The sequence below is a fragment of the Streptomyces tsukubensis genome, from assembly GCF_003932715.1.
Classification (GTDB): Bacteria; Actinomycetota; Actinomycetes; order Streptomycetales; family Streptomycetaceae; genus Streptomyces; species Streptomyces tsukubensis.
Genome location: NZ_CP020700.1, coordinates 3371718 through 3392752 on the forward strand (window position 1 = coordinate 3371718; position 21035 = coordinate 3392752).

Below are 21035 nucleotides of genomic sequence, written 5' to 3' on the forward strand. Positions count from 1 at the left end.
CGGACTATGTATGGACCCATGGAGTACACGCAACTGGGACGCACGGGTCTCAAGGTCAGCAGGATCGTCCTCGGGACGATGAACTTCGGCCCCTACACCGCCGAGGCCGACAGCCATACGATCATGGACGCGGCGCTGGACGCGGGCGTCAACTTCTTCGACACGGCCAACACCTACGGCGGCCCCGGCGACCGGGGCCGGACCGAGGCGATCATCGGGAAGTGGCTCGCGCAGGGCGGCGGGCGGCGGGACAAGGTCGTCCTGGCCACCAAGGTGTACGGCGCCGTGCACAACGAGGACGGCCCGGTCTGGCCCAACCACGAGAAGCTCTCCGCCTACGGCATCCGCCGCGCGGTCGAGGCCAGCCTGAAGCGCCTCGGCACCGACCACATCGACCTGTACCAGTTCCACCACATCGACCGGGCCACCCCGGTCGACGAGATCTGGCAGGCCGTCGACACCCTGATCCAGCAGGGCAAGATCCTCTACGCGGGTTCGTCGAACTTCCCCGGCTGGAAGATCGCGCAGATGAACGAGGCCGCGGCCCGCCGCAGCTCGTACGGCCTGGTCAGCGAGCAGTGCCTCTACAACCTCTTCGAGCGGCGTTCGGAGCTGGAGGTGATCCCCGCGGCGCAGGAGTACGGCCTCGGCGTCATCCCCTGGTCCCCGCTGCACGGCGGGCTGCTCGGCGGGCTGCTGCGCAAGGAGCGGGAGGGGCAGCTCTCCCCCCGCTACACCGGCCACGGCGCGTCACTGCTGGCGCGGCCCGGGGTACGGGAGCAGATCGCGGCCTACGAGGACCTGCTCGACAAGCACGGTCTGGAGCCGGGCGAGGTGGCCCTGGCCTGGCTGCTGACCCGCCCCGGGGTCACCGGCCCGATCGTCGGCCCGCGCTCGGCCGAGCAGCTCGACAGCGCCCTGCGGGCGGCGGAGCTGACGCTGGGCGACGAGCTGCTGACGGCGCTCGACGAGCTGTTCCCGCCGGTGGGCGCGGCGCCGGAGTCGTACGCCTGGTAGCAGGGGGTACGGGAGCGGGTGCCGTACGCCGCGGGCGGCGGCACCCGTAACACCCCCGGTGGCTACCCTCCGACGACGGAAGCCACCGCGATGATCGCGAACATGAACACGAGCGCACCGGCCATGATCCGGTTCCTGGTCTTGGTCTTCACCCCACGAGACTAACCCGGCGGTTCATTTTCCCAGCGGCCAGGTGGCGAGGGTCTCGTACCAGGAGTCCTCGCCCCGGCTCGGCGGATGGCTGCGGATCAGCGAGAACTCCGCCACCCGCCAGGGCGTCCCGGTAAAGCCGTCCAGCTCCGCCGCGTATGCCGCGAGTCCGGCGGCGGGCGGGGCGGCGGGGGAGGCCCCGCGCCGGGTCCTGGCGAGGGTGAGATGCGGGGTCCAGTGCCGCCGCTCCTCCATGACGATCCCGGTGCGGCGGGCGGCGGCGTCGGCCCGCTCGGCGAGCCGCCGCAGGGCCGCGACGTCGTCGTCCTCCCCGGCGGCCCCGGCCCAGAGGATCCCCTGCCCGAAGTGCCCGCCGCCGCTGATCGCGACCCGGAACGGCACACTGCGGCGCGCGCCACGGCGGAACCGTTCCTCCAGCTCGGGCAGGAGCCCTTCGTCCACCTCCCCGAGGAAGGCGAGGGTGTAGTGCCACCCCGCCGGGCGGGTCCACCGCAGGGCGTCCGCCCCGGGCGCCGCCTGCCGCAGCCGCGCGACGGCGGCGGCCAGCTCGTCGAGCTGCGCGGCGGGCGGGACGACGGCGGTGAAGAGTCTCATGGTGCTGATGCTGCCAAAGGGGCGGTACGGGTGGGGGGAATCCCGCTCCCGGACGGGAAATCCCGTGGCCGGGCGGGATTCCCGCAGCCGGGCCCTGCGGGCGCGGGGCTACCCCGCCCGGGCCGGGCTCTCCTTGTGCGAGACCGGGCCCTGCTGCTTGGGGACCAGGGCCAGATGCGGGTGGCCCCGGCGCAGGTCGAGCTTGAGGCGGACGCCCGCCGCGCGGGTGAGCATCAGCCCCACCCCGATCGCGGCCAGCAGCGAGACCGCGCCGCCCGCCGCGAAGCCGATCCGGGGGCCGTAGACGTCGGTGATCCAGCCGACGAGCGGCGCGCCCAGCGGCGTACCGCCGACGAAGACCATCATGAACAGGCTCATCACCCGGCCGCGCACGGCGGGGTCGGTGGCCATCTGGATGCTGGAGTTGGCCGTCACGTTCACCGTGAGGCCGAACATGCCGATGGGGACGAGGAGCACCGCGAACAGCCAGAACGACGGGGCGAACGCGGCGACGACTTCCAGGGCGCCGAAGAGGACCGCGGCGCCCACGAGTATGGACAGCTTCGACACGCCACGGCGGGCCGCGAGCAGCGCGCCCACCAGGGAACCGACCGCCATCAGGGTGTTCAGCAGGCCGTACGTCTCGGCGCCGGAGTCGTACACGTCGTGGACGAACGCGGTGAGCCAGATCGGGAAGTTGAAGCCGAAGGTGCCGATGAAGCCGACGAGCACGATCGGCCAGATCAGTTCGGGGTGGGAGGAGACATAGCGCAGGCCCTCCCGCAACTGCCCCTTGGCGCGCGGGGCGCGGTGGGACGGATGCAGCTCGGAAGTGCGCATCAGCAGCAGGCTGGCGATGGTGGCGAGGAACGACAGTCCGTTGAACAGGAAGGCGTAGCCGGTGCCGACTGCGGTGATCAGCACACCGGCGACGGCGGGGCCGACGAGCCGGGCGGACTGGAAGTTGGCGCCGTTGAGGCTGACGGCGTTGGCGAGTTGGTCAGGACCGACCATCTCGTTGACGAAGGTCTGCCGGGCCGGATTGTCGACGACGGTGACGAGGCCGAGCAGGAACGCGGTCAGATAGACGTGCCAGACCTGGACCTGTCCGGTCAGGGTGAGGACGGCGAGCCCGAGTCCGGTCGCGGCCATCGCGGACTGGGTGAACAGCAGCAGGGCCCGCTTGGGCAGCCGGTCGGCGAGGACTCCGCCGTACAGACCGAAGAGGAGCATCGGGAGGAACTGGAGCGCGACCGTGATGCCGACGGCGGACGCGGAGCCGGTGAGCGTGAGCACCAGCCAGTCCTGGGCGATGCGCTGCATCCAGGTACCGGTGTTGGAGACGACCTGGCCGATCGCGTAGAGCCGGTAGTTCCGGATCTTCAGCGAGCTGAACATGGTGGTAGGAGCGGGTGCGGGTGCGGAGTCTGCTCCGGGTCCCGTACTCAAAAGGGTTCGCCTCCTCGGCCGTCGGTTACAGGTGGGCGAGCTTCTCCAGGACGGGGGCGGCGGCGCGCAGCTTCTCCCACTCGTCTTCGTCGAGACCGTCGGCAAGCTCCGTCAGCCAGGCGTTCCGCTTGCTGCGGCTCTCTTCGAGCATGGCCTCGGCCTGCTCGGTCTGGCTGACGACCTTCTGCCTCCGGTCGTCGGGGTGCGGCTCCAGCCGGACCAGTCCCTTGGCCTCCAGCAGCGCGACGATCCGGGTCATGGACGGCGGCTGTACGTGCTCCCGCCGCGCCAGCTCCCCGGGGGTGGCCGAGCCGCAGCGGGCGAGGGTGCCGAGCACCGACATCTCGGTGGGGCTCAGCGACTCGTCGACTCGCTGGTGCTTGAGCCGTCGGCCCAGCCGCATCACGGCCGAGCGCAGCGCGTTCACCGCGGCCTGGTCGGCGTCGCCGCCGTGCGGGGCCCCGGTGTCACCATGGGACAGGTCTGACATGTTTGTTAGCATAACTCATTACTCTGTCTAAATACCAGTCGGACGGCAGAGGCCCTTGTGGTGGTGCGGGGCAAGCCCTCATCACCCGTACGAGTGATCACCGCATGAAAAGTGACGCCGGGGCGGCGGCCGTGGGGCAACCCTGGCGGCATGAACGGTGGGAAATCAGCTGTCCTCAGCCTGCGCATAGACGCGGACCTGCTGGAACGTATCCGCGGGCATGCGGCCAAACGCGGAATGAGCGTCCAGGACTATGTCGTCCGGACGCTCATTCGCGATGACTTCGACGAACGGTTCAAGGTGGCGGTGGAGGAGACGGAGGAGTTCTACGGGCGGACCTGAACCCCTCCCCCGCGTCGCCGCCGCCGGGGTGTCAGCCCGCGGTTCCGCGGCGTCCGCCACTGCGGCGGCGCTCGCCGCCGCGGGCGGAGGGGGCGCCCGGAGCCGTACCGGAACCGCGCGGGGACCGCCCGGAACCGGAAGCCGTACCGGAAGCCGAACCGGAGCCGCGGCCACCGCGGCCGCCTCCGCCGGAGGCCGTACCCGACCGGCCGGAAGCGGAAGCGGAAGCCGTACCGGAACCGCGGCCGCCACGGCCGCCCGCGCCGGAGGCCGTACCGGAACCGCGCGAGGACCGGCCGGAACCTTCGCCCTCGCCCCCGCCGGCACCCTGCGGGCGCCGGCGCCGCGAACGCTCACCGGACTCGCCGCCTCCGCCGCCCTGGCGCCCCCGACGGGCCGCCTTCGGCTGCGTGGGCGCGGGCACCTCTATGGTCACCGCGACGCCCGAGGGCTCCCTGGCACCGGTGACGGTGGCCAGTTCGGCGTCGGTGGAGGTGACGGCGGCCGTACGGGGGCGGATGCCCGCGTGCGACATGAGCCGGGTGAACTCCCGCTTCTGCTCGGGCAGCACCAGCGTGACCACGCGGCCGGAGCCACCGGCCCGGGCGGTGCGCCCGCCGCGGTGGAGGTAGTCCTTGTGGTCGGTGGGCGGATCGACGTTCACGACCAGGTCGAGATCGTCGATATGAATGCCGCGGGCCGCGACGTTCGTCGCCACAAGCGCGGTGACCTGGCCGTTCTTGAACTGGTCCAGGGTGCGGGTGCGCTGCGGCTGGGAGCGGCCGCCGTGCAGCGCGGACGCGCGGACACCGACGGACAGCAGCCGCTTGGTGAGCCGGTCGGCGGCCCGCTTGGTGTCGATGAAGAGGATGACCCGGCCGTCACGGGCCGCGATCCGGGCGGTGACGGCCTTCTTGTCGGTCTCGTCCTGGAGGTGGAGGACGTGGTGCTCCATGGTGGTCACGGCGCCCGCCGAGGGGTCCACCGAGTGCACGACGGGGTCGGTCAGGAACTGCTGCACCAGCTTGTCGATGTTCCGGTCCAGGGTGGCCGAGAACAGCATCCGCTGCCCGTCCGTCCGCACCTTCCGGATCAGCTTGGTGATCTGCGGCAGGAAGCCCATGTCGGTCATCTGGTCGGCCTCGTCGAGGACCGTGATCCGGACGTCGCCGAGGACGCAGTCACCACGTTCGACGAGGTCGTTGAGGCGCCCGGGGGTCGCCACGACGACCTCGGCGCCGCGCCGCAGCGTACCGGCCTGCTTGTTGACGGACAGCCCGCCGACGACGGTCGCCATCCGGAGGTTCACGGACGTGGCGTACGGCGTGAGGGCGTCCGTCACCTGCTGGGCCAGCTCCCGGGTGGGGACCAGGACCAGCGCGAGGGGCGCCTTGGGCTCGGCGCGCAGCCCGGCCGTACGGGCCAGCAGCGCAAGCCCGAACGCCAGGGTCTTCCCGGAACCCGTCCGCCCCCGGCCCAGCAGGTCACGCCCGGCCAGCGAATTGGGCAGGGTGGCGCCCTGAATGGGGAACGGCGAGGTCACGCCCTGTGCGGCGAGGGTCTTGAGCAGCGCCTCGGGCATATCGAGGGCGGCGAAGTCCTCGACGGCCGGCAACGGCGGCGTCTTGGACTCGGGGAGCTTGAAATCCTTGGGCGCCGCCACGGCGGGCGGGCCCGAAGGGGCACGACGATTCGACTTCTGGGGCCTGCGGGACATGCGGTGTCCGCCTTCCTGCTTCCTGGGCACGATGTCCCGGCACAACGCGAAACGGGGTCCGCACCACGACGGTGCGGACCCCGTTGAGCGGATACGCGTCCGGTGATCGGACTCTGGAGGCCAAGGCCCCGTCCGGAGCTGCCGGAAACAAACGAAGCGCCTGAGGAAGATGTGGATCTCGCAATATCTGCCAGGCGCACGGGTTCATGGTTGCTACAACTACAGCCTAGGAACCCTAGCACACCCCCTCCCTGCGGGTGGCGGGGGTCCGGGGAGCGGGATGCCGCAGCGGGCCGGGGCCGGGGGCCGGGCGAGCGCCCGATACCGGCCAAGGCGGGGCGGACGGGGAACGCTCCGCCCGTACCGTTGTTACTTTGCGCAACGGGCACGTTCCGTATCCGGGAGATCACTTCGGCGGTCGACCTGCCGCACCCCCGGCCTGCTCTGCCCGTCCCCGGCCCGGAACACCCTTCGAGCACCCGCTCAAGAGAAGGAAGACGGGAAGGAGCACGATGATGTCCGATGCGCATGTCCATATCCCCGAAGGGGCCTAGGACCGGCTCGCCGCGGCAGCTGCCGCAGAAGGGTTGTCTCTGCGCGCCTACCTGACCCGCCTCGCCGAGACCCGGCCGCCCCCGGCCGAGCGTGCCGATCGGGCGAAGGAAGCAAAGGCCTCGCTGGAGCCGTGGAACGGCTACGCCCCGTCCGCTTCCGAGGAAAAGGAGCTGGACGGCGAGCTGGACCGGCGGCTCGCACAGGCGAGCCGCCGATAGGTGAAGGGGCATCATCACCATGACCACAAAGGCCGGGGCGGGGACCGTGCAGCCGCTCCGGTCGATGTCCCGGACGGAGCCTGCCTGGATCAGGAAGCCGACCGCCAGGAGCGCGGGGCGGGCCCTGGTCGGCGGCGGCGCCTGAGGGGGCGGGCCGGTGGGTCAGGACCAGTGGATGACGACGTAGCCGTCGGTGCCGGCGGTTCCAGGGTCCCCGGGACTGTTGGTACCGCCCAGGTGCCCACCGTTCCCTCCAATGGCACGACCGGCGGGGTTGCTCGTGCCGACGGTCGCAGGGTTTCCGCCGCCCCCGCCTCCGTACCCGGAACTTCCCTGCCCGTTCTCGCCCGGGCGAACGAAGCCCCCGCCGCCCAGCGCGGTGTCGGCGGGAGCGGTACCACCGCCACCGGCGCCACCCGAACCGAAGAAGGTGCCTCCGGTACCGCCGCCGGCGGTCACATGGACGGTGCCGCCGTACTCGATGGTGGTGTCGCCGCCGTTGCCTCCCGCCGCTCCATCACCGTCTACGGCGCCTCCCGCGCCGCCTGCGCCACCCGTCCCGATCGTGATGGTGATCGTCTCCAGTGGAACGACGGTGATCGCGCCGCGCACATAGCCGCCCGCTCCACCACCTCCGCCGGGCCTTGCTCCCAAGGCGTTCCCGCCGCTGCTCCCGGAACCGCCGCCGCCCGCTCCCCAAGCGTCGATGTGGAGGCCGGTCACATCCTCCGGGACGGTGAACGTGGCGGTCGTGGTGAACTCGCGGACTCCCGCGGTGACCGCCTGGGACGGCGCCGCCGCGGCGGTCAGTGCCGAACCGGTCAGCGTCAGCACCGCGGCGCAGGACGCCAGCCGGGCGGTCCATCGGCCGGGGGTACGGGTCGGGGGGAGCGTGGACGTACGTGTCATGGGGGTCTCTCTTCGCTCGGTGCGGGCAGAGAGCGGCGCGCGGGAGCGGTCCGGCGCCCGGCCCCGGCGAACGCGGACGGGCAGGTCGGCAGCTCACGGGTCCGCCACGGCGTGGACACGCCTGACCGGCGGTTTCAGGGGCCGACCTGGGGCGCTCACACCTGCCTGATGCGTACCCGCCGCGCGCGGCCGGACGGCCCGGAGCGGAAACAGACATCCGTTCGGCCCCACTCAGGGAAACGACAGGGCCGCCCCGGAACGGTCGGTCGTCCGGGGCGGCCCTGTCGTACGTTCGCGCGTACCGCTACTTCGCCAGGCCCAGTGCCGGCATCGCGTAGTAGAAGACGAAGACCGCCGACACCACGTACATCGCGATCGGCACCTCACGGCCACGGCCCGCCGCCAGGCGCAGGACGCTGAAGGCGATGAAGCCGATGCCGATGCCGTTGGTGATGGAGTAGGTGAAGGGCATCATCACCATGGCCAGGAAGGCAGGAACGGAGACCGTGTAGTCGCTCCAGTCGATGTCCCGGATGGAGCCCGCCAGGATCAGGAAGCCGACCGCGAGAAGAGCGGGGGTGGCCGCCTGGGAGGGGACCATCGTCGCCAGCGGGGTGAAGAAGAGCGCCAGCGTGAACAGACCGCCGGTGACCACCGACGCCAGGCCCGTACGGGCACCCTCACCGACACCCGCCGTGGACTCCACGAAACAGGTCGTGGCCGAGGACGAGGTCGCACCGCCGGAGGCGACCGCGATGCCGTCGACGAACAGGACCTTGTTGATGCCCGGCAGGTTGCCCTTCTTGTCGAGGAGCTTGGCCTCGTCACCGACGCCGAGGATCGTGCCCATGGCGTCGAAGAAGCAGGACAGCAGGACGGTGAAGACGAACAGGGTGCCGGTGAGCAGTCCGACCTTCTCGAAGCCGCCGAACAGGCTGACTTCCCCGACCAGGCCGAAATCAGGGGTGGAGACCGGGCTGCCGGGCCACTTCGGGGTGGTCAGACCCCAGCTCGGGACCTTGGCCACCGCCTCGATGATCATGGCGATGATCGTCATCACGACGATGGAGATCAGGATCGCGCCCGGCACCTTGCGGATGATCAGCACCAGGGTCAGCAGCGCGCCGAGGACGAAGACCAGGACCGGCCAGCCGTCGAGGTGACCGCCGGTGCCCAGGGTCAGCGGGACGGTGGTCTGGGCGACATCCGGGATCCGGGACACGAAGCCCGCGTCCACCAGGCCGATCAGCATGATGAACAGGCCGATACCGATCGCGATGCCCTTGCGCAGACTGCGCGGCACCGCGCTCATCACCCGTTCCCGCAGTCCGGTCGCGACCAGCAGCATCACCACGAAGCCGGCGAGGACGACCATGCCCATCGCGTCGGGCCACGACATCTTGGGCGCGAGCTGGAGCGCGACGACCGTGTTCACGCCGAGGCCGGCGGCGAGCGCGATCGGGACATTGCCGATCACACCCATGAGGAGGGTGGAGAAGGCCGCGGTCAGCACGGTGGCGGTGACCAGCTGGCCACCGGCGAGCTGGTTGCCGTACATGTCCTTCGCGCTGCCCAGGATGATCGGGTTCAGCACGATGATGTAGGCCATCGCGAAGAAGGTGGCGAACCCTCCGCGGATCTCACGGGGCACGGACGAACCGCGCTCGGAGATACGGAAGTACCGGTCGAGGCCGCTGACGGGCCCCTTCGGCGGGGTGCCGGGGGTTCCGGAGGTGGCGGTGGGAGCCGAGGGGGTCATGCGGTCCTCAACAAGCGGAATCGGGGGAACCAGGGAACCGGGGCGAATCGGGGAATTCACTCCGGTGCGGATCTTCAGCCTGACTGCTTTTGGAGATTCATACGAATAGAACCGGCCAGAAGCAAACCGTTTCAGTATGAACATATAAGGGCGAGAGCGCTATCTCCGCGCGTAGACCGCGTGTGCTGCGGGGCGGCTCGGGGCCGGGCGGGGCGCCCGGAGGGCGCACCTACACTGATCACATGGCGAAGTGGACACCCAGGCACGAGGCGCCCGAGCCCCTGGAGGGGCCCGTCGTCGCCACCATCACCGGCGGCACGATCATCTGGTTCGCCCTCTTCCTCGTGCAGATCCCCTTCTACAGCTGGTTCGCCGACCGCGATCTGATGTGGTGGGTCTGGACCTGCCTGGCCGGTGGCGGACTCGGGCTGATCGGCATCTGGTACGTCCGGCGGCGGGACGCCGCACTGAAGCGGGCGGCGGCGGACGCTCAGGACGAGGCTCCGCGCGAAGACGCGTAACCGCGGGGGCGCGGGCTCCGGGGCGCGTGGGGCCGTAGCCCCTCCCTAGCCGTACAGGCCCTGGTGTGAAGGTTCCGCCGACGGGCGCGACACCCGCGAACGGGGTTATCCACAGCGGGAGGCGGGCCCGCGCCCGCGGCCGTACCGTACGAACCATGACCCAGTCGGCGAGGATCGAACCGGACGAGCACGGACCCGACCACGACCACTCCAACAACAGCGACAGCGCCCGCGACCGGCGGCCCGCCGACCACCCGGCCATCGACGCCGGATCCGAACTCGACCCCGTGCATCCCGTGCGGCCACCCACACCCGCGCCCGCCACCGGGCTCAGCTCCGCACAGGTCGCGGAGCGCATCGCGCGCGGCGAAATCAACGACGTCCCGGTCCGGTCCTCCCGCTCCACCGCCGACATCATCCGGGGCAATGTCTTCACCCGGTTCAACGCGATCATCGGCGTCCTCTGGGCGATCATGCTGATCGTCGCGCCCATCCAGGACAGCCTCTTCGGCTTCGTCATCATCGCCAACACCGGCATCGGCATCATCCAGGAGCTGCGGGCCAAGAAGACGCTGGACGGGCTCGCCGTAATCGGAGAGGCCAAGCCGACCGTGCGCCGCGACGGCAAGCCCGCCGAGATCTCCACCTCCGAAATCGTCCTCGGGGACCTCGTCGAACTCGGGCCCGGGGACAAGGTCGTCGTGGACGGCAAGGTCGCGGAGGCCGACAGCCTGGAGATCGACGAGTCGCTGCTCACCGGCGAGGCCGACCCCGTGCTCAAACGCCCCGGCGACCCCGTGATGTCCGGGAGCTTCGTGGTCGCGGGCGGCGGCGCGTTCACCGCGACCAAGGTGGGCCGGGAGGCGTACGCCGCTCAGCTGGCCGAGGAGGCGTCCCGCTTCACCCTGGTCCACTCCGAGCTGCGCAGCGGTATCAGCACCATCCTCAAGTACGTCACCTGGATGATGGTCCCCACCGCGATCGGGCTGATCATCAGCCAGCTCGTCGTCAAGAACGCCGACCTCAAGGACTCCATCGCCCGGACCGTCGGCGGCATCGTGCCGATGATCCCCGAAGGGCTGGTGCTGCTGACCTCCGTCGCCTTCGCCATCGGTGTCATCCGGCTGGGCCGCAAGCAGTGCCTGGTGCAGGAGCTGCCCGCCATCGAGGGCCTCGCCCGCGTCGACGTCGTCTGCCTCGACAAGACGGGCACGCTGACGGAGGGCGGTATGGACGTGGCGGAGGTACGGCCGCTGGGCGGGGCGGACCCCGCGTACGTGGCGCGGGTGCTGGGCGCGATCGGCACGGCCGACCCCCGGCCCAACGCCTCCCAGAAGGCCATCGCGGAGGCGTATCCCGACGGTCCGGGGTGGCGGGTCCTCGACGCGCTGCCCTTCTCCTCGGCGCGCAAGTACAGCGGAGCGCGGTTCGCGGAGAACGCGGAAGAAGCGGCAGGCGCGGGCGGGCCCGGCGGCTCCGGCTCCGCGGGCCCGGGCGGCCCTGCGGGGCCTGGCAGCTCGGAGGGCTCCGCCTGGCTGCTGGGCGCGCCCGATGTGCTCCTCGCCCCCGGCGACCCCGTCCTCGGCGAGATCGACCAGCTCAACGAGCAGGGGCTGCGGGTGCTGCTGCTCGCCCGCGCCGGCTCCCTGGAGGACCCGGTGGGAGCCCGCGCCACCGCGCTCGTCGTCCTCGAACAGCGGCTTCGGCCCGATGCGTCCGACACCCTCGCCTACTTCGCCGACCAGGACGTCACGGCCAAGGTGATCTCCGGCGACAACGCGGTCTCCGTCGGCGCGGTCGCCGCCAAGCTGGGCCTGCCCGGCGCCGAACAGACGGTGGACGCCCGCACCCTGCCCACCGAGCGCGATGCCATGGCCGAGGCGCTGGAGTCGGGCGCCGTCTTCGGCCGGGTCAGCCCGCAGCAGAAGCGCGACATGGTCGGTGCGCTCCAGTCCCGGGGGCACACGGTCGCCATGACCGGCGACGGAGTCAACGACGTCCTCGCCCTCAAGGACGCCGACATCGGCGTCGCCATGGGCTCCGGCTCCGAGGCGACGCGCGCGGTCGCCCAGATCGTGCTGCTCAACAACAGCTTCTCGACCCTGCCGTCGGTGGTCGCCGAGGGCCGCCGCGTGATCGGCAACATCACCCGCGTCGCGACCCTCTTCCTCACCAAGACGGTCTACTCGGTACTGCTGGCGATCCTGGTCGTCATCAGCCAGGTGGAGTACCCCTTCCTCCCCCGCCATCTCACCCTGCTCGCCACCCTCACCATCGGCGTCCCCGCCTTCTTCCTGGCCCTGGCGCCCAACAAGGAGCGGGCCCGGCCGCACTTCGTCCGGCGCGTCATGCGGTACGCGATCCCCTCCGGGATCATCGCGGCGGCAGCCACCTTCACCACCTACCTGCTGGCCCGCTCCCACTACAGCGGTACGGACGCACTCGACGCGGAGACCAGCGCGGCGACGCTGACACTGTTCCTCGTCGCGCTCTGGGTGCTGGCGATCGTCGCCCGCCCGTACACCTGGTGGCGGATCGCGCTGGTCGCCACGATGGGGCTCGGGTTCCTGATCGTGCTGGTGGTGCCATGGCTGCAGGAGTTCTTCGCGCTGAAGCTGGTGGGGACGGCCATGCCGTGGACGGCGGTGGGCATCGCGGCCGGGGCGGGGGTGCTGCTGGAGGTGGCGTGGCGGGTGGTGGACCGCAGAGTGCCGGCGTAGGGCCGGGCCCGGGGGCGGGGCCGGAGGCGGCTTCCGTTGCGGCCGGGCCGCAGGCAGGTGCCCGGTCCCTGCGGTTACGCCTCCCCGCGGTTACGCATCCCCGCCCCGCAGCAGGGGCAGATCGTCGCCCCACGCGTCGAACACCGGCCCGTGGCCCCAGGCCCGCGCGTGCGGTTCGAGTTCGGTGACCAGCCGCCGTATCGCCGCCGGGCCCCGCGGGCCCAGCACCTCGCCCAGCAGCGGCAGCAGCCGCTCGGCCGACCACTCCGGGCGGCTCAGCGGATGGTGCCGCAGCTCCCAGGCCAGATACTTGTTGTAGGGCCGCACCCGGTTGTGGGCCGCGAAGACATAGCTGAGGAAGTACGGCACGGCCTCGGCCGCGTCCAGCCCGGCCGCCAGCGGCTGCCCGTCCCGGTCACCCTTGAGGGAGCGGTAGGCACTGCTGAGGAAGGCATCGAGCTGCTCGGGCGCGAGGACGGTGCTCTCGTCCCGCCCGAGGGTCCCCTTCGCCGCGACGAGATCACCGATCAGCCCGTCGGCCGTGTCCATCTCGACCTTGGCATGCGCGAACGCGTACCGGTTCCACTCGGTCCCGGAGCCCGGCAGCGCATGCACCCGGAACTCCGCCAGCGGCAGCACCATCACATTGATCAGGACGTCCGGCCGGATCAGCGCGGCGGGCAGCGTGTCGCTTCGCGCGGCGTCCTCGACCACGAGATACACGTCATAGCCCGAATGCTCGGTCGCCAGCTCCTCCCGGGTCCGCGAGCCGGTGAGAACGAGCCCGAGCACCCGGTGGTCCCTGCGGACCCGGTTGAGCAGCGCGGCGTACTCCTCGGCAGCCGCGGCGGCTGAGGCGATAGCGGTCACCCGGCCACCCCATCACGCCGGGGCGCGGGTTCCAACCCACAGTCACCCACCAAACACGCGTGCGCGTGGCTCGGGGGTTTGCCCGGGGGTTCCGTCTCCCCCATGGCCCGAGGCCGTCGGGCCCCGGGCCCCGGCCCGGGGGTGCCGTTGCCCGCGGGGTGCGGGTGTGTTGGGCCCCCGGGCCCCGGGGTGGGCGTTGCCCGCGGGGTGCGGGCAGCTCCTGCGTTGGGCCTCGGGCCCCGGGGGGCGGGGGTTGCCCGCGGGGTGCGGGCTGCTCCTGCGCCTCAAGCGCCGGCGGGGCTGAAAGATTGGGTGACCGTTGCTCCGTGGTGTAGGTCGCCGGTCCTGCCGGTGCGGGTGGGTCGGTGGCCTCCGGGCTCACCTCCTCGCAGACTGCGATGCACCGCCCGAAACACGTCCGGTCTTGTCGCAGCCTGCTGCGGGGGCGACCCTGCACCCCCCTCCCACGTGATCCCCGCACGATCAGTCGCCCAAGGTCCTCGGTGTCGTTGCGCGTCACCGGGGAGGCGAAACTCTCCTGATCACCGCCCCCGGAAGACACCACCCTCTCGGGGCACAGGCACCCCCTGATCTGCGGGGACCACGTGATGGGTGACTGCGCGAACTCCGTTCTCCCCGGGATCAAGTCGGGTGTCTCGGGAGGGGGGTGCAGGGTCGCCCCCGCAGCGGACCTGCGACAAGCACAGTTTGCCCAAGCACAGTGCATCGCAGGCCGCGAGGAGGTGAGCCCGGAGGCCCACGACCCGGCCGCACCCGACAAGACCCCGCGCCTACACCACGGAGTAACGCGACCCGACCACCGGAGGACCCGCACCCCGCAGGGGCAGCACCTCAAGCCACAGAGCCTGCACACCGCAGGTGACCCGCCCCGGGGCACAGGGGCCCGAGGCCCCCCGGCTCAGCCCCCTGCGGTCGCGGCGGGCGGCGGGCCGTCGAACCAGCGGTCGCGGGCCAGTTCCTCCGTGCGCGAAGAGTCCTCCAGCAGCGCCGCGACCTCGAAGCGGCGCGGCCACTGGCCCGCCGCCCAGGCCAGGCCCGCCGCCACGCCCTCCAGCGTCGCCGCGTGGACCACCCCGTCCGGCGTACGCCGCCAGTCCAGTTCCACCCCGCCCGCCACCAGCTCCTCGTGCTCGACGTACGTCCGCGGCGTCGCCGGGCCCAGCAGCACCCGTACCGGCTCCGGTACGTCGTGCTCCTCACCTTCCGTCGTCACCTCGGCCCGCACCGTCTCGCTGAGCCGCCGTACCTGGAACAGGTCCGCCAGCTCCGCCGCCCGCTCCGGGCGCACCGGGAGCAGCGGCAGCCCGCCCGTCAGCGGGATCAGGTCCGGTACGTCCGCGACGACCGCGTCCGCCGCGTCCACGACCCGCACCTCGCCGTCGACGACCGCCCGCAGCTCGTCCGGGAGCGTCACCTGGTCCGGGTCCAGGTCGGCCAGCGCCGAGTACAGGCCGTGGAGCTGTGCCGCGCCCACCGGCCGGTCCGGGTCGGCCAGCCGGCCCAGGAGTTCCGCGCCGCCGCCGGGCTCGTCGATGAGGGCCGCGACCGAGGTCCGTACCCCGAGGGCGCGCAGCACCTGCGCATCGTCGAAGCCGGTCGCGTCGACCGCCTCGTACAGCCCGGCCAGCAGGGGGTCGCCGCCCGCGGCGCGCAGTCCCGCCGGGCGCCGGCCGTCGAGCACCGGATGGTCGCGGAGCCACCAGGCCGTGTAGGGCCGTACGGTCTCGGTCGTCCCGTCGGGCAGCAGTACCCGGACCGGCTGGGTGAGCGCGTCCCGCAGCGGCGGCAGGGCGAGCAGCGCCAGGGCCTGCGGCCAGCAGTCGTCGTCGACCAGGTCCAGATCGCGTACGGCGACGATCTCGGTGGCCACCGGCGGGACCGGGGTCTCCGGCAGCCGGTCGAGGACGTCCTCGCACCAGACGTCGACGGCGTCCAGCAGGCCCGCGTCGTCCGGTTCGGCCCAGTCCCCGTCGCGGGGCTCCAGCTCGTCCGGGTCGAGGACCACGTCCGTGGCCCGTACCAGGGTGAAGTTCGCCAGCACCCCGCAGGCAGCGAGCGGCTGCTCGCCCCACCGGTCGGCCAGTTCGGTGTCGACGTAGGCGAGCGCGTCCTCCCGCATGACCGCAGCGAAGGGGCTGCCGGGGAGCACCAGCTCGCCCGCCGGGGCGGTCTCGCCGTCCTCGTCGGGCAGGGCGAGGGCGCCCAGCCACGGTTCGTCGCCGGGCTCCAGCTCCGCGTCCCGGGCGAGTCCGAGGACGGTGTCGGCGAGTTCGTCGGCGTCGAGGGCGTCCGGCGCGTTGTCGTCCCAGATCTCGCCCGCTTCCAGGGAGCCCGCGACGGCGGCCCGTACCTGCGGGGTGGTCAGCACGGCACGCGGGGAGGCGGGCAGTGCGCCCAGCTTCTCCAGCAGCGGGTGCGCGGCGTCCGCGTGGGCGACCTTGAGTCCGAGGCGGGCGAGGCGGTCCCGGATGCCGGGGGCGGTGTCCGGGAGGGGCAGGAGGACCTGCCGGGGTCCGATGACCGTACGCCCGTCGGCGAGCGGCACCGGAAGGCCCGTCAGCCGGTCGGGGTCGACGCCCGCGAGGCTGTCGTACAGCCGCCACCACCAGCCCGGCTCCCGCTCCAGGCCCGCGAGCCGGTCGATGGCCTCCGTCAGCGGCACCCGGGCCACACCGACGGTCCGCAGCTCCACCCGCCGTTCGAGACCGGCGGGCAGCAGGGTGGGCAGGACGTCGGACAGGACGCGTACGGTGTCGGCGCCCGCGCCCTCCAGCACCTCGGCCTCCACGGGCCGCAGCGCACCCGGGCGGTCGGCCTCCGGCAGCCCCGTCTCCTCGCCGTCCGGCACTTCCGGGCGCGGCGCGGCGGGCTGCAGGAACGCGGTACGCGGCAGCAGCTTCAGGATCTCCGCCCGCAGTGAACCGTCCAGCTCGCCCTTGCCGAGCGGGCCGGGCACCAGGTCGATCGTGCCCGTCGACACCGGTTCCCAGGTGCCGAGCAGTTCGGCGTACGCCTGCGCGGCCCGCTCGACGAGGAAATCGGTCAGCGGTCCGGGCGCGGGGTGGCGGCGGGCGGTGTCCAGCGGCAGGGAGGCGATGAGCAGTGCGGGTACGCCGAGGGGTTCGTCCGTCGGCGTCGGCGCGTGCACCACGGGTTCGGTCGCCGGGCGTACGGGGGTGCCGTCGCCGTCGACCGGTACGGCCCAGGTCACCGACCAGTAGGGGCGCAGCCGCTCCTCGACCGGACGGTCCTTCAGGAGGGCGGGGTCGGTGGCGCCGTGGTGGCTGACGGTCCGCCAGCGGCGCGTGCCGTTCCCGGAGCCACCGGAGTCTTCGATACGGACGTACGGCCCGTCGGCGGCGCGGGTGAGGGTCCGTACGCCGTCCGGGGTGTCGATCACGATCTCGGCGAGGCCGGTGAGGGTAAGGAGGAGGGCGTCGTCGACGGTACGGAGGAGCTGCCCGACGAGGTCGGCGGCCGCACCGTCGCGGAGCGGGAGCACGACGACGGTGTCGTAGCCGTCGGGTGCGGTGCCCTCGGCGGGCAGCGGCAGCCGGAGCGTCGGTACGTGACCGTCGCGGCGCTTCAGCTCTTCCGCGAGAGCGGTGTTCCGGTCCGCCGCCTCCTCCGCAAGCGCCCGGGCCTCCGCGAGGGACCAGCGAACACCGCCGTGCCGCCCGAGGACGGCGGGCTCGTCGCTGACCGCGAGCACCGCGGCGAACCCGACACCGAACCGTCCGACGGTGCCGCTGTCGTGGGCCTCGTCCCGTTTGGCGGAGGCGCGGAGGGTGCTGAGGGACTCCACCCCGGCCGCGTCCAGGGGGGCGCCCGTGTTGGCGGCAGCGAGCGTGTTCTCCCGGAGCGTCAGCCTGAGCCGGCCGGGGGTACGGGCGCGGGCCGCGGCGTCGGCGGCGTTCTGCGCCAGCTCGACGACGAGGCGGTCGCGGTAGCCGCCGAGGACGAGGTCCTCCTCCGCGTTCGCGTCCTCCCGGAACCGTGCGGGCACGGCGGCCCAGGCGTCGAGGACCCCGCGCCGCAGACGTGCGGTGCCGAAGGGGTCGGGGGTGCCGGGCGCCGCTTCGCTCACGCTGCTCACGGTGTGACTCCGCATCTGTCGTCGGTTGCGCCGAAGGTACCGTGGCGCCTCCCCCTGGGGTTCCTCGCCCCGGGGTCCCCGGGGTCCCGTTTCCCGCGGGGTGCGGGCTGCTCCTGCGTTGGGCCTCGGGCCCCGGGGCGGGGTTGCCCGCAAGGTGCGGGCGCTCCTGCGCCTCAAGCGCCGGCGGGGCTGAAAGATTGGGTGACCGTTGCTCCGTGGTGTAGGTCGCCGGTCTTGTCGGGTGCGGGTGGGTCGGTGGCCTCCGGGCTCACCTCCTCGCGGCCTGCGATGCACCGCTCCACGGGGAGCCCTGCTTGTCGCAGGCCACTGCGGGGGCGACCCTGCACCCCCCTCCCACGTGATCCCCGCATGATCAGCCCCCAAGGTCCCGGTGATGTCGCGCGTCACCGGGGAGGCGAAACTCTCCTGATCACCGCCCGGGGAGATATCCCCTCCTCGGGGCACAGGCACCCCCTGACCTGCGGGGACCCCGTGATGGGTGACTGTGCGAACTCCGTTCTCCCCGGGATCAAGTCGGGTGATCTCCGGAGGGGGGTGCAGGGTCGCCCCCGCAGACGGTGGCGACAAGCAGGGCTCCCCGTGGAGCGGTGCATCGCCGCCGGCGAGGAGGTGAGCCCGGAGGCCCACGACCCGGCCGCACCCGACAAGACCCCGCGCCTACACCACGGAGCAACGCAACCCGACCACCGGAGGACCCGCACACCGCAGGAGCGAAGAGAGCAAGAAAGGGGCGCGAGGAACTGCGCGAACAGCCACACACGGCCCGCGGCCGGACACGCAGCCGAAACCACCAACGGCGCACCCCGTACCCCGAGGCCCCGCGGGAGGCGCTACGCGTGGCCGAGGTCCGCGTCCTCCGGCTCCTCCTCGCGCAGCGAGAACGCGTCCGGCGCGACGGAGTCCAGCACCGGCGGCGCCGGCTGCGGCGGCTTCGGCATGACCGCGGCCTCGGAGTGCCCCCCGCAGCCGTACGACAGGGACACGACGCGCCCGTCCGCCGGGGAGAACTCGTTCGCGCAGATCCCGAACGCCTGGGACAGGGAGCCCGTGATCGGCACCAGGAATCCGCAGGAGACACAGGACGCGGGGGCGGCCTGGGCCATCGGGGTCTTCGCGCCGAAGGATTCGTCCCAGCGGTCGGCCGCGGTGTGGAGCCCGTAGCGGGACAGGACCCGGGCTCGCCGCATGCCCAGTTCCTCCGCGAGGGAGGCGATCGCGCCGCGCCCGTTGAGGACGGTGTCGGCGGGGCGCCGGTCGGTCAGCTCGGCGTCCTCCTCCTCGACGCGTTCGGCGAGGTCGTGGGAGGTCCCGGTGAGGACGGAGTTCGGCGGTGGGGCGTCCTCGCCGGAGTAGCCGGGCTCCAGTCGGAGATCGTCGGCCTCGGTGGGCAGCAGATCGCCGGGGCCGAGGTCGCCGGGGCGGAGCCGTTCGCTCCAGGGCACCCATTCGGGTGCCAGGAGGGCGTCGGGTCCGGGCAGCAGAACGCTCTCGTCGAGGGTGACGACCTTGGCGCGGGAGGCGCGGGCGACGGTCACGGCCCAGCGCCAGCCCCGGTAGCCGGGCTCCTTGCATTCGAAGAAGTGCGTGACGACCCGGTCCCCGTCGGCGACGAGGGACAGGTGCTCGCCCACTACTCCTGGGGCAGCGGTCTCCTCGGCGGCCGCCCTGGCAAGTTCCACCGCCTCGGCGCACAGACGGTCGGGGGTACGGCTTCTCGTCGTCGCAGCACTCACAGGTCTCGTTCTCTCCTACGCCGTCTCACGGGGTGCGCCGGCCGTTGCGCAGGGCGGACACGAGCAGCGGGCGGAGCGGACCAGGGGGCCGCATCGACGTCCGCGCCCGGACCGGTCCGTCACGGGCACACCTCCCGCCATCCATTCTGCGGGATGCCGAAGAGGCGCGCGGCCGAGAACAATCGCCGGTGGCGCGCTACGCACGCTACCTCCTTCGCCGCCGCCCGCCCACCTGCGCGCCCCAACGGGGAGCTAACAACCCGGCATCACCCGCCGTCGGCGACCGCCTTCAGGCAGTATGGCGTGGTGGCCGCAGCCAGTTCGTCGGACGACGGTTCCGCAGCGCGCAGGGCACTCGGGACGCTCGGCCGGGCGTGCCGGGCGGTGGCGCGTGCGCTGCACCTGCCGTTTACGGGTACGGCGCGGTCGATTCGCCGGGCGACCCATGCGAACGGGGCGGGCGAGTCGGGCCTCGGCAGGCTGATCGAACTGCATGCGGTCAACGGCGCGGGCGATGTGATGATCACGGTGGCGCTGGCGTCGACGGTGTTCTTCTCGGTGCCGACGGACGAGGCGCGCGGGCGGGTGACGCTGTATCTGGCGATCACTCTGGCACCGTTCGCGCTGCTGGCGCCGGTGATCGGTCCGCTGCTGGACCGGATTCCGCACGGCCGCCGGGCGGCGATGGCGACGGCGATGCTGACGCGTGCGGTGCTGGCGGTGTCGATGTCGGCGGCGGTGGTGACGGGCTCGCTGGAGCTGTATCCGGCGGCGCTGGGGGTGCTGGTGGCCTCCAAGGCGTACGGGGTGGTCCGCAGCGCGGTCGTGCCGCGGCTGCTGCCGTCGGGGTTCTCGCTGGTCAAGGCGAATTCGCGGGTGACGCTGGCCGGGCTTCTCGCGACCGGGATCGCGGCGCCGATCGGGGCGGGGCTGCATCGGATCGGTCCGGCGTGGACGCTGTACGGGGCGTGTGCGCTGTTCCTGCTGGGGACGTTCTGGGCGCTGCGGCTGCCGCCGAAGGTGGACTCCGCGAAGGGTGAGACGAATGTTCGGGTGCTGACTCACGGCGGGAAGCGGCCGAGTCTGCGGTCGGTCGGCCCGGCGGTGATCCACGGGCTGCAGGCGAATGCGTCGCTGCGCTGTCTCTCCGGGTTTCTGATCTTTTTTCTGGCGTTCCTGCTGCGGGAGCATCCGCTGGCGGGCCAGAGCGCGGCGGTGTCGCTGGCGATAGTGGGGATCGCGGCGGGGGTGGGCAATGCGGCGGGTACGGCGGTGGGCGCGTGGCTGAAGGCCCGCGGCCCTGAGGTGATCATCGCGAGCGTGCTGGGTCTGGTGATCAGTGCGGCGGTGCTGGCGGCGGTGTTCTTCGGCGCGGGCGTGGTTGCGGTTCTCGGGGCTACGGCTGGTTTCTGCCAGGCGCTGGCGAAGCTGTCGCTGGATGCGCTGATCCAGCGGGATGTGCCGGAGTCGGTACGGACGTCGGCCTTCGCCCGTTCGGAGACGTTGCTCCAGATGGCGTGGGTGGTCGGTGGTGCAATCGGGATCGTGCTGCCGCTGAACGGTGTGCTGGGGATGGCGGTGGCGGCGACGATCGTGACGACGGGCGCGGCGGCGTCGATCCGCGGCCTCCTGGCGGCGAGCCGCCGCGGCCCCCGCCCGGGCAGCCGCCCCCGCGTTGCGTAATCAAGACCGTCACGGCGTACAGGCCTGGGCCGATGGTCCACTGTTCACGACCCGCCCACCCTCAGGTGCCGTCGAGTGAGCCCAGGGAGCGCGACAAGTTCTGGGAGGGGACCCTAAAAGGCCACCATGGCGCATACGCCTCGGGCCCA

15 protein-coding genes and 1 pseudogene are annotated in these 21035 nt (G+C 72.3%); 7 read left to right on the forward strand and 9 right to left on the reverse strand.

The features are described from left to right. Positions 1-18: 18 nt before the first annotated feature. Positions 19-1017 carry an aldo/keto reductase gene (locus tag B7R87_RS13250; protein ID WP_006348577.1) on the forward strand — a complete coding sequence of 333 codons (999 nt, stop codon included), beginning with the start codon at positions 19-21 and terminating at the stop codon, positions 1015-1017. Between the two features lie 174 nt (positions 1018-1191). On the opposite strand, the gene thpR is transcribed toward B7R87_RS13250, so the two are convergent. The 3 genes from thpR to B7R87_RS13265 all read right to left on the reverse strand — a co-directional run bounded on the left by thpR (position 1192) and on the right by B7R87_RS13265 (position 3721). Further along, entirely contained in the window at positions 1192-1782 is a 591-nt protein-coding gene (gene thpR, locus B7R87_RS13255) for an RNA 2',3'-cyclic phosphodiesterase (protein WP_130585089.1), read from the reverse strand. Positions 1783-1890: 108 nt separating this feature from the next. Further along, a complete protein-coding gene (locus tag B7R87_RS13260; protein WP_040915875.1) occupies positions 1891-3231 on the reverse strand; it encodes an MFS transporter in 1341 nt (446 codons plus the stop codon). 25 nt (positions 3232-3256) lie between these two features. Continuing rightward, positions 3257-3721: a MarR family winged helix-turn-helix transcriptional regulator gene (locus B7R87_RS13265; protein WP_006348574.1), complete on the reverse strand. Its 465-nt coding sequence runs from the start codon at positions 3719-3721 to the stop codon at positions 3257-3259. A gap of 150 nt (positions 3722-3871) precedes the next feature. On the opposite strand from B7R87_RS13265, the gene B7R87_RS13270 reads away from it, so the two are divergent. Beyond that, positions 3872-4063: a CopG family antitoxin gene (locus B7R87_RS13270; RefSeq protein ID WP_040915874.1), complete on the forward strand. Its 192-nt coding sequence runs from the start codon at positions 3872-3874 to the stop codon at positions 4061-4063. A gap of 31 nt (positions 4064-4094) precedes the next feature. Here the strand turns inward: B7R87_RS13270 and B7R87_RS13275 are convergent, their stop codons facing one another. Next, the gene (locus B7R87_RS13275) at positions 4095-5780 is read right to left on the reverse strand and encodes a DEAD/DEAH box helicase (protein ID WP_130585090.1); all 1686 of its coding nucleotides are present in this window, start codon (positions 5778-5780) and stop codon (positions 4095-4097) included. Positions 5781-6295: 515 nt separating this feature from the next. Between B7R87_RS13275 and B7R87_RS13280 the strand changes: the two are divergent. Together B7R87_RS13280 and B7R87_RS34105 are read left to right on the forward strand one after the other, a co-directional pair. After that, positions 6296-6553 (forward strand): annotated as a pseudogene (locus B7R87_RS13280) (hypothetical protein). Positions 6554-6572: 19 nt separating this feature from the next. Next, positions 6573-6698, forward strand: coding sequence for a hypothetical protein (locus B7R87_RS34105; protein ID WP_269847454.1), 126 nt, complete (start codon positions 6573-6575; stop codon positions 6696-6698). Positions 6699-6715: 17 nt separating this feature from the next. Here B7R87_RS34105 and B7R87_RS13285 read toward each other — a convergent pair whose 3' ends face one another. Both B7R87_RS13285 and B7R87_RS13290 read right to left on the reverse strand, forming a co-directional pair. Then, positions 6716-7462, reverse strand: a complete 747-nt coding sequence (locus tag B7R87_RS13285; RefSeq protein WP_006348570.1) for a glycine-rich domain-containing protein — start codon at positions 7460-7462, stop codon at positions 6716-6718. Between the two features lie 304 nt (positions 7463-7766). Beyond that, the gene (locus B7R87_RS13290) at positions 7767-9221 is read right to left on the reverse strand and encodes an NCS2 family permease (protein WP_006348569.1); all 1455 of its coding nucleotides are present in this window, start codon (positions 9219-9221) and stop codon (positions 7767-7769) included. Between the two features lie 242 nt (positions 9222-9463). Here B7R87_RS13290 and B7R87_RS13295 point away from each other — a divergent pair, with 242 nt between their 5' ends. Both B7R87_RS13295 and B7R87_RS13300 read left to right on the forward strand, forming a co-directional pair. Next, the gene (locus B7R87_RS13295) at positions 9464-9742 is read left to right on the forward strand and encodes a DUF2530 domain-containing protein (RefSeq protein ID WP_006348568.1); all 279 of its coding nucleotides are present in this window, start codon (positions 9464-9466) and stop codon (positions 9740-9742) included. Between the two features lie 155 nt (positions 9743-9897). Continuing rightward, entirely contained in the window at positions 9898-12462 is a 2565-nt protein-coding gene (locus B7R87_RS13300; protein WP_006348567.1) for a cation-translocating P-type ATPase, read from the forward strand. Between the two features lie 90 nt (positions 12463-12552). Here the strand turns inward: B7R87_RS13300 and B7R87_RS13305 are convergent, their stop codons facing one another. The 3 genes from B7R87_RS13305 to B7R87_RS13315 all read right to left on the reverse strand — a co-directional run bounded on the left by B7R87_RS13305 (position 12553) and on the right by B7R87_RS13315 (position 19203). Next, entirely contained in the window at positions 12553-13332 is a 780-nt protein-coding gene (locus B7R87_RS13305) for a hypothetical protein (RefSeq protein WP_006348566.1), read from the reverse strand. Between the two features lie 919 nt (positions 13333-14251). Beyond that, complete coding sequence (locus B7R87_RS13310) at positions 14252-17464, reverse strand: sacsin N-terminal ATP-binding-like domain-containing protein (protein ID WP_040915870.1); 3213 nt, start codon at positions 17462-17464, stop codon at positions 14252-14254. Between the two features lie 836 nt (positions 17465-18300). Next, positions 18301-19203, reverse strand: a complete 903-nt coding sequence (locus B7R87_RS13315) for a DUF3027 domain-containing protein (RefSeq protein ID WP_040915868.1) — start codon at positions 19201-19203, stop codon at positions 18301-18303. Positions 19204-19509: 306 nt separating this feature from the next. Here B7R87_RS13315 and B7R87_RS13325 point away from each other — a divergent pair, with 306 nt between their 5' ends. Further along, positions 19510-20886, forward strand: a complete 1377-nt coding sequence (locus B7R87_RS13325; RefSeq protein ID WP_130585091.1) for an MFS transporter — start codon at positions 19510-19512, stop codon at positions 20884-20886. Positions 20887-21035: the final 149 nt, after the last annotated feature.

Bases quoted from the DNA above. Each gene is read 5' to 3' on its own strand.
- B7R87_RS13250 (WP_006348577.1), top strand. From the start codon at position 19: ATGGAGTACACGCAACTGGGACGCACGGGTCTCAAGGTCAGCAGGATC.
- thpR (WP_130585089.1), bottom strand. From the start codon at position 1,782: ATGAGACTCTTCACCGCCGTCGTCCCGCCCGCCGCGCAGCTCGACGAG.
- B7R87_RS13265 (WP_006348574.1), bottom strand. From the start codon at position 3,721: ATGTCAGACCTGTCCCATGGTGACACCGGGGCCCCGCACGGCGGCGAC.
- B7R87_RS13270 (WP_040915874.1), top strand. From the start codon at position 3,872: ATGAACGGTGGGAAATCAGCTGTCCTCAGCCTGCGCATAGACGCGGAC.
- B7R87_RS13275 (WP_130585090.1), bottom strand. From the start codon at position 5,780: ATGTCCCGCAGGCCCCAGAAGTCGAATCGTCGTGCCCCTTCGGGCCCG.
- B7R87_RS34105 (WP_269847454.1), top strand. From the start codon at position 6,573: ATGACCACAAAGGCCGGGGCGGGGACCGTGCAGCCGCTCCGGTCGATG.
- B7R87_RS13285 (WP_006348570.1), bottom strand. From the start codon at position 7,462: ATGACACGTACGTCCACGCTCCCCCCGACCCGTACCCCCGGCCGATGG.
- B7R87_RS13290 (WP_006348569.1), bottom strand. From the start codon at position 9,221: ATGACCCCCTCGGCTCCCACCGCCACCTCCGGAACCCCCGGCACCCCG.
- B7R87_RS13295 (WP_006348568.1), top strand. From the start codon at position 9,464: ATGGCGAAGTGGACACCCAGGCACGAGGCGCCCGAGCCCCTGGAGGGG.
- B7R87_RS13300 (WP_006348567.1), top strand. From the start codon at position 9,898: ATGACCCAGTCGGCGAGGATCGAACCGGACGAGCACGGACCCGACCAC.
- B7R87_RS13310 (WP_040915870.1), bottom strand. From the start codon at position 17,464: ATGCGGAGTCACACCGTGAGCAGCGTGAGCGAAGCGGCGCCCGGCACC.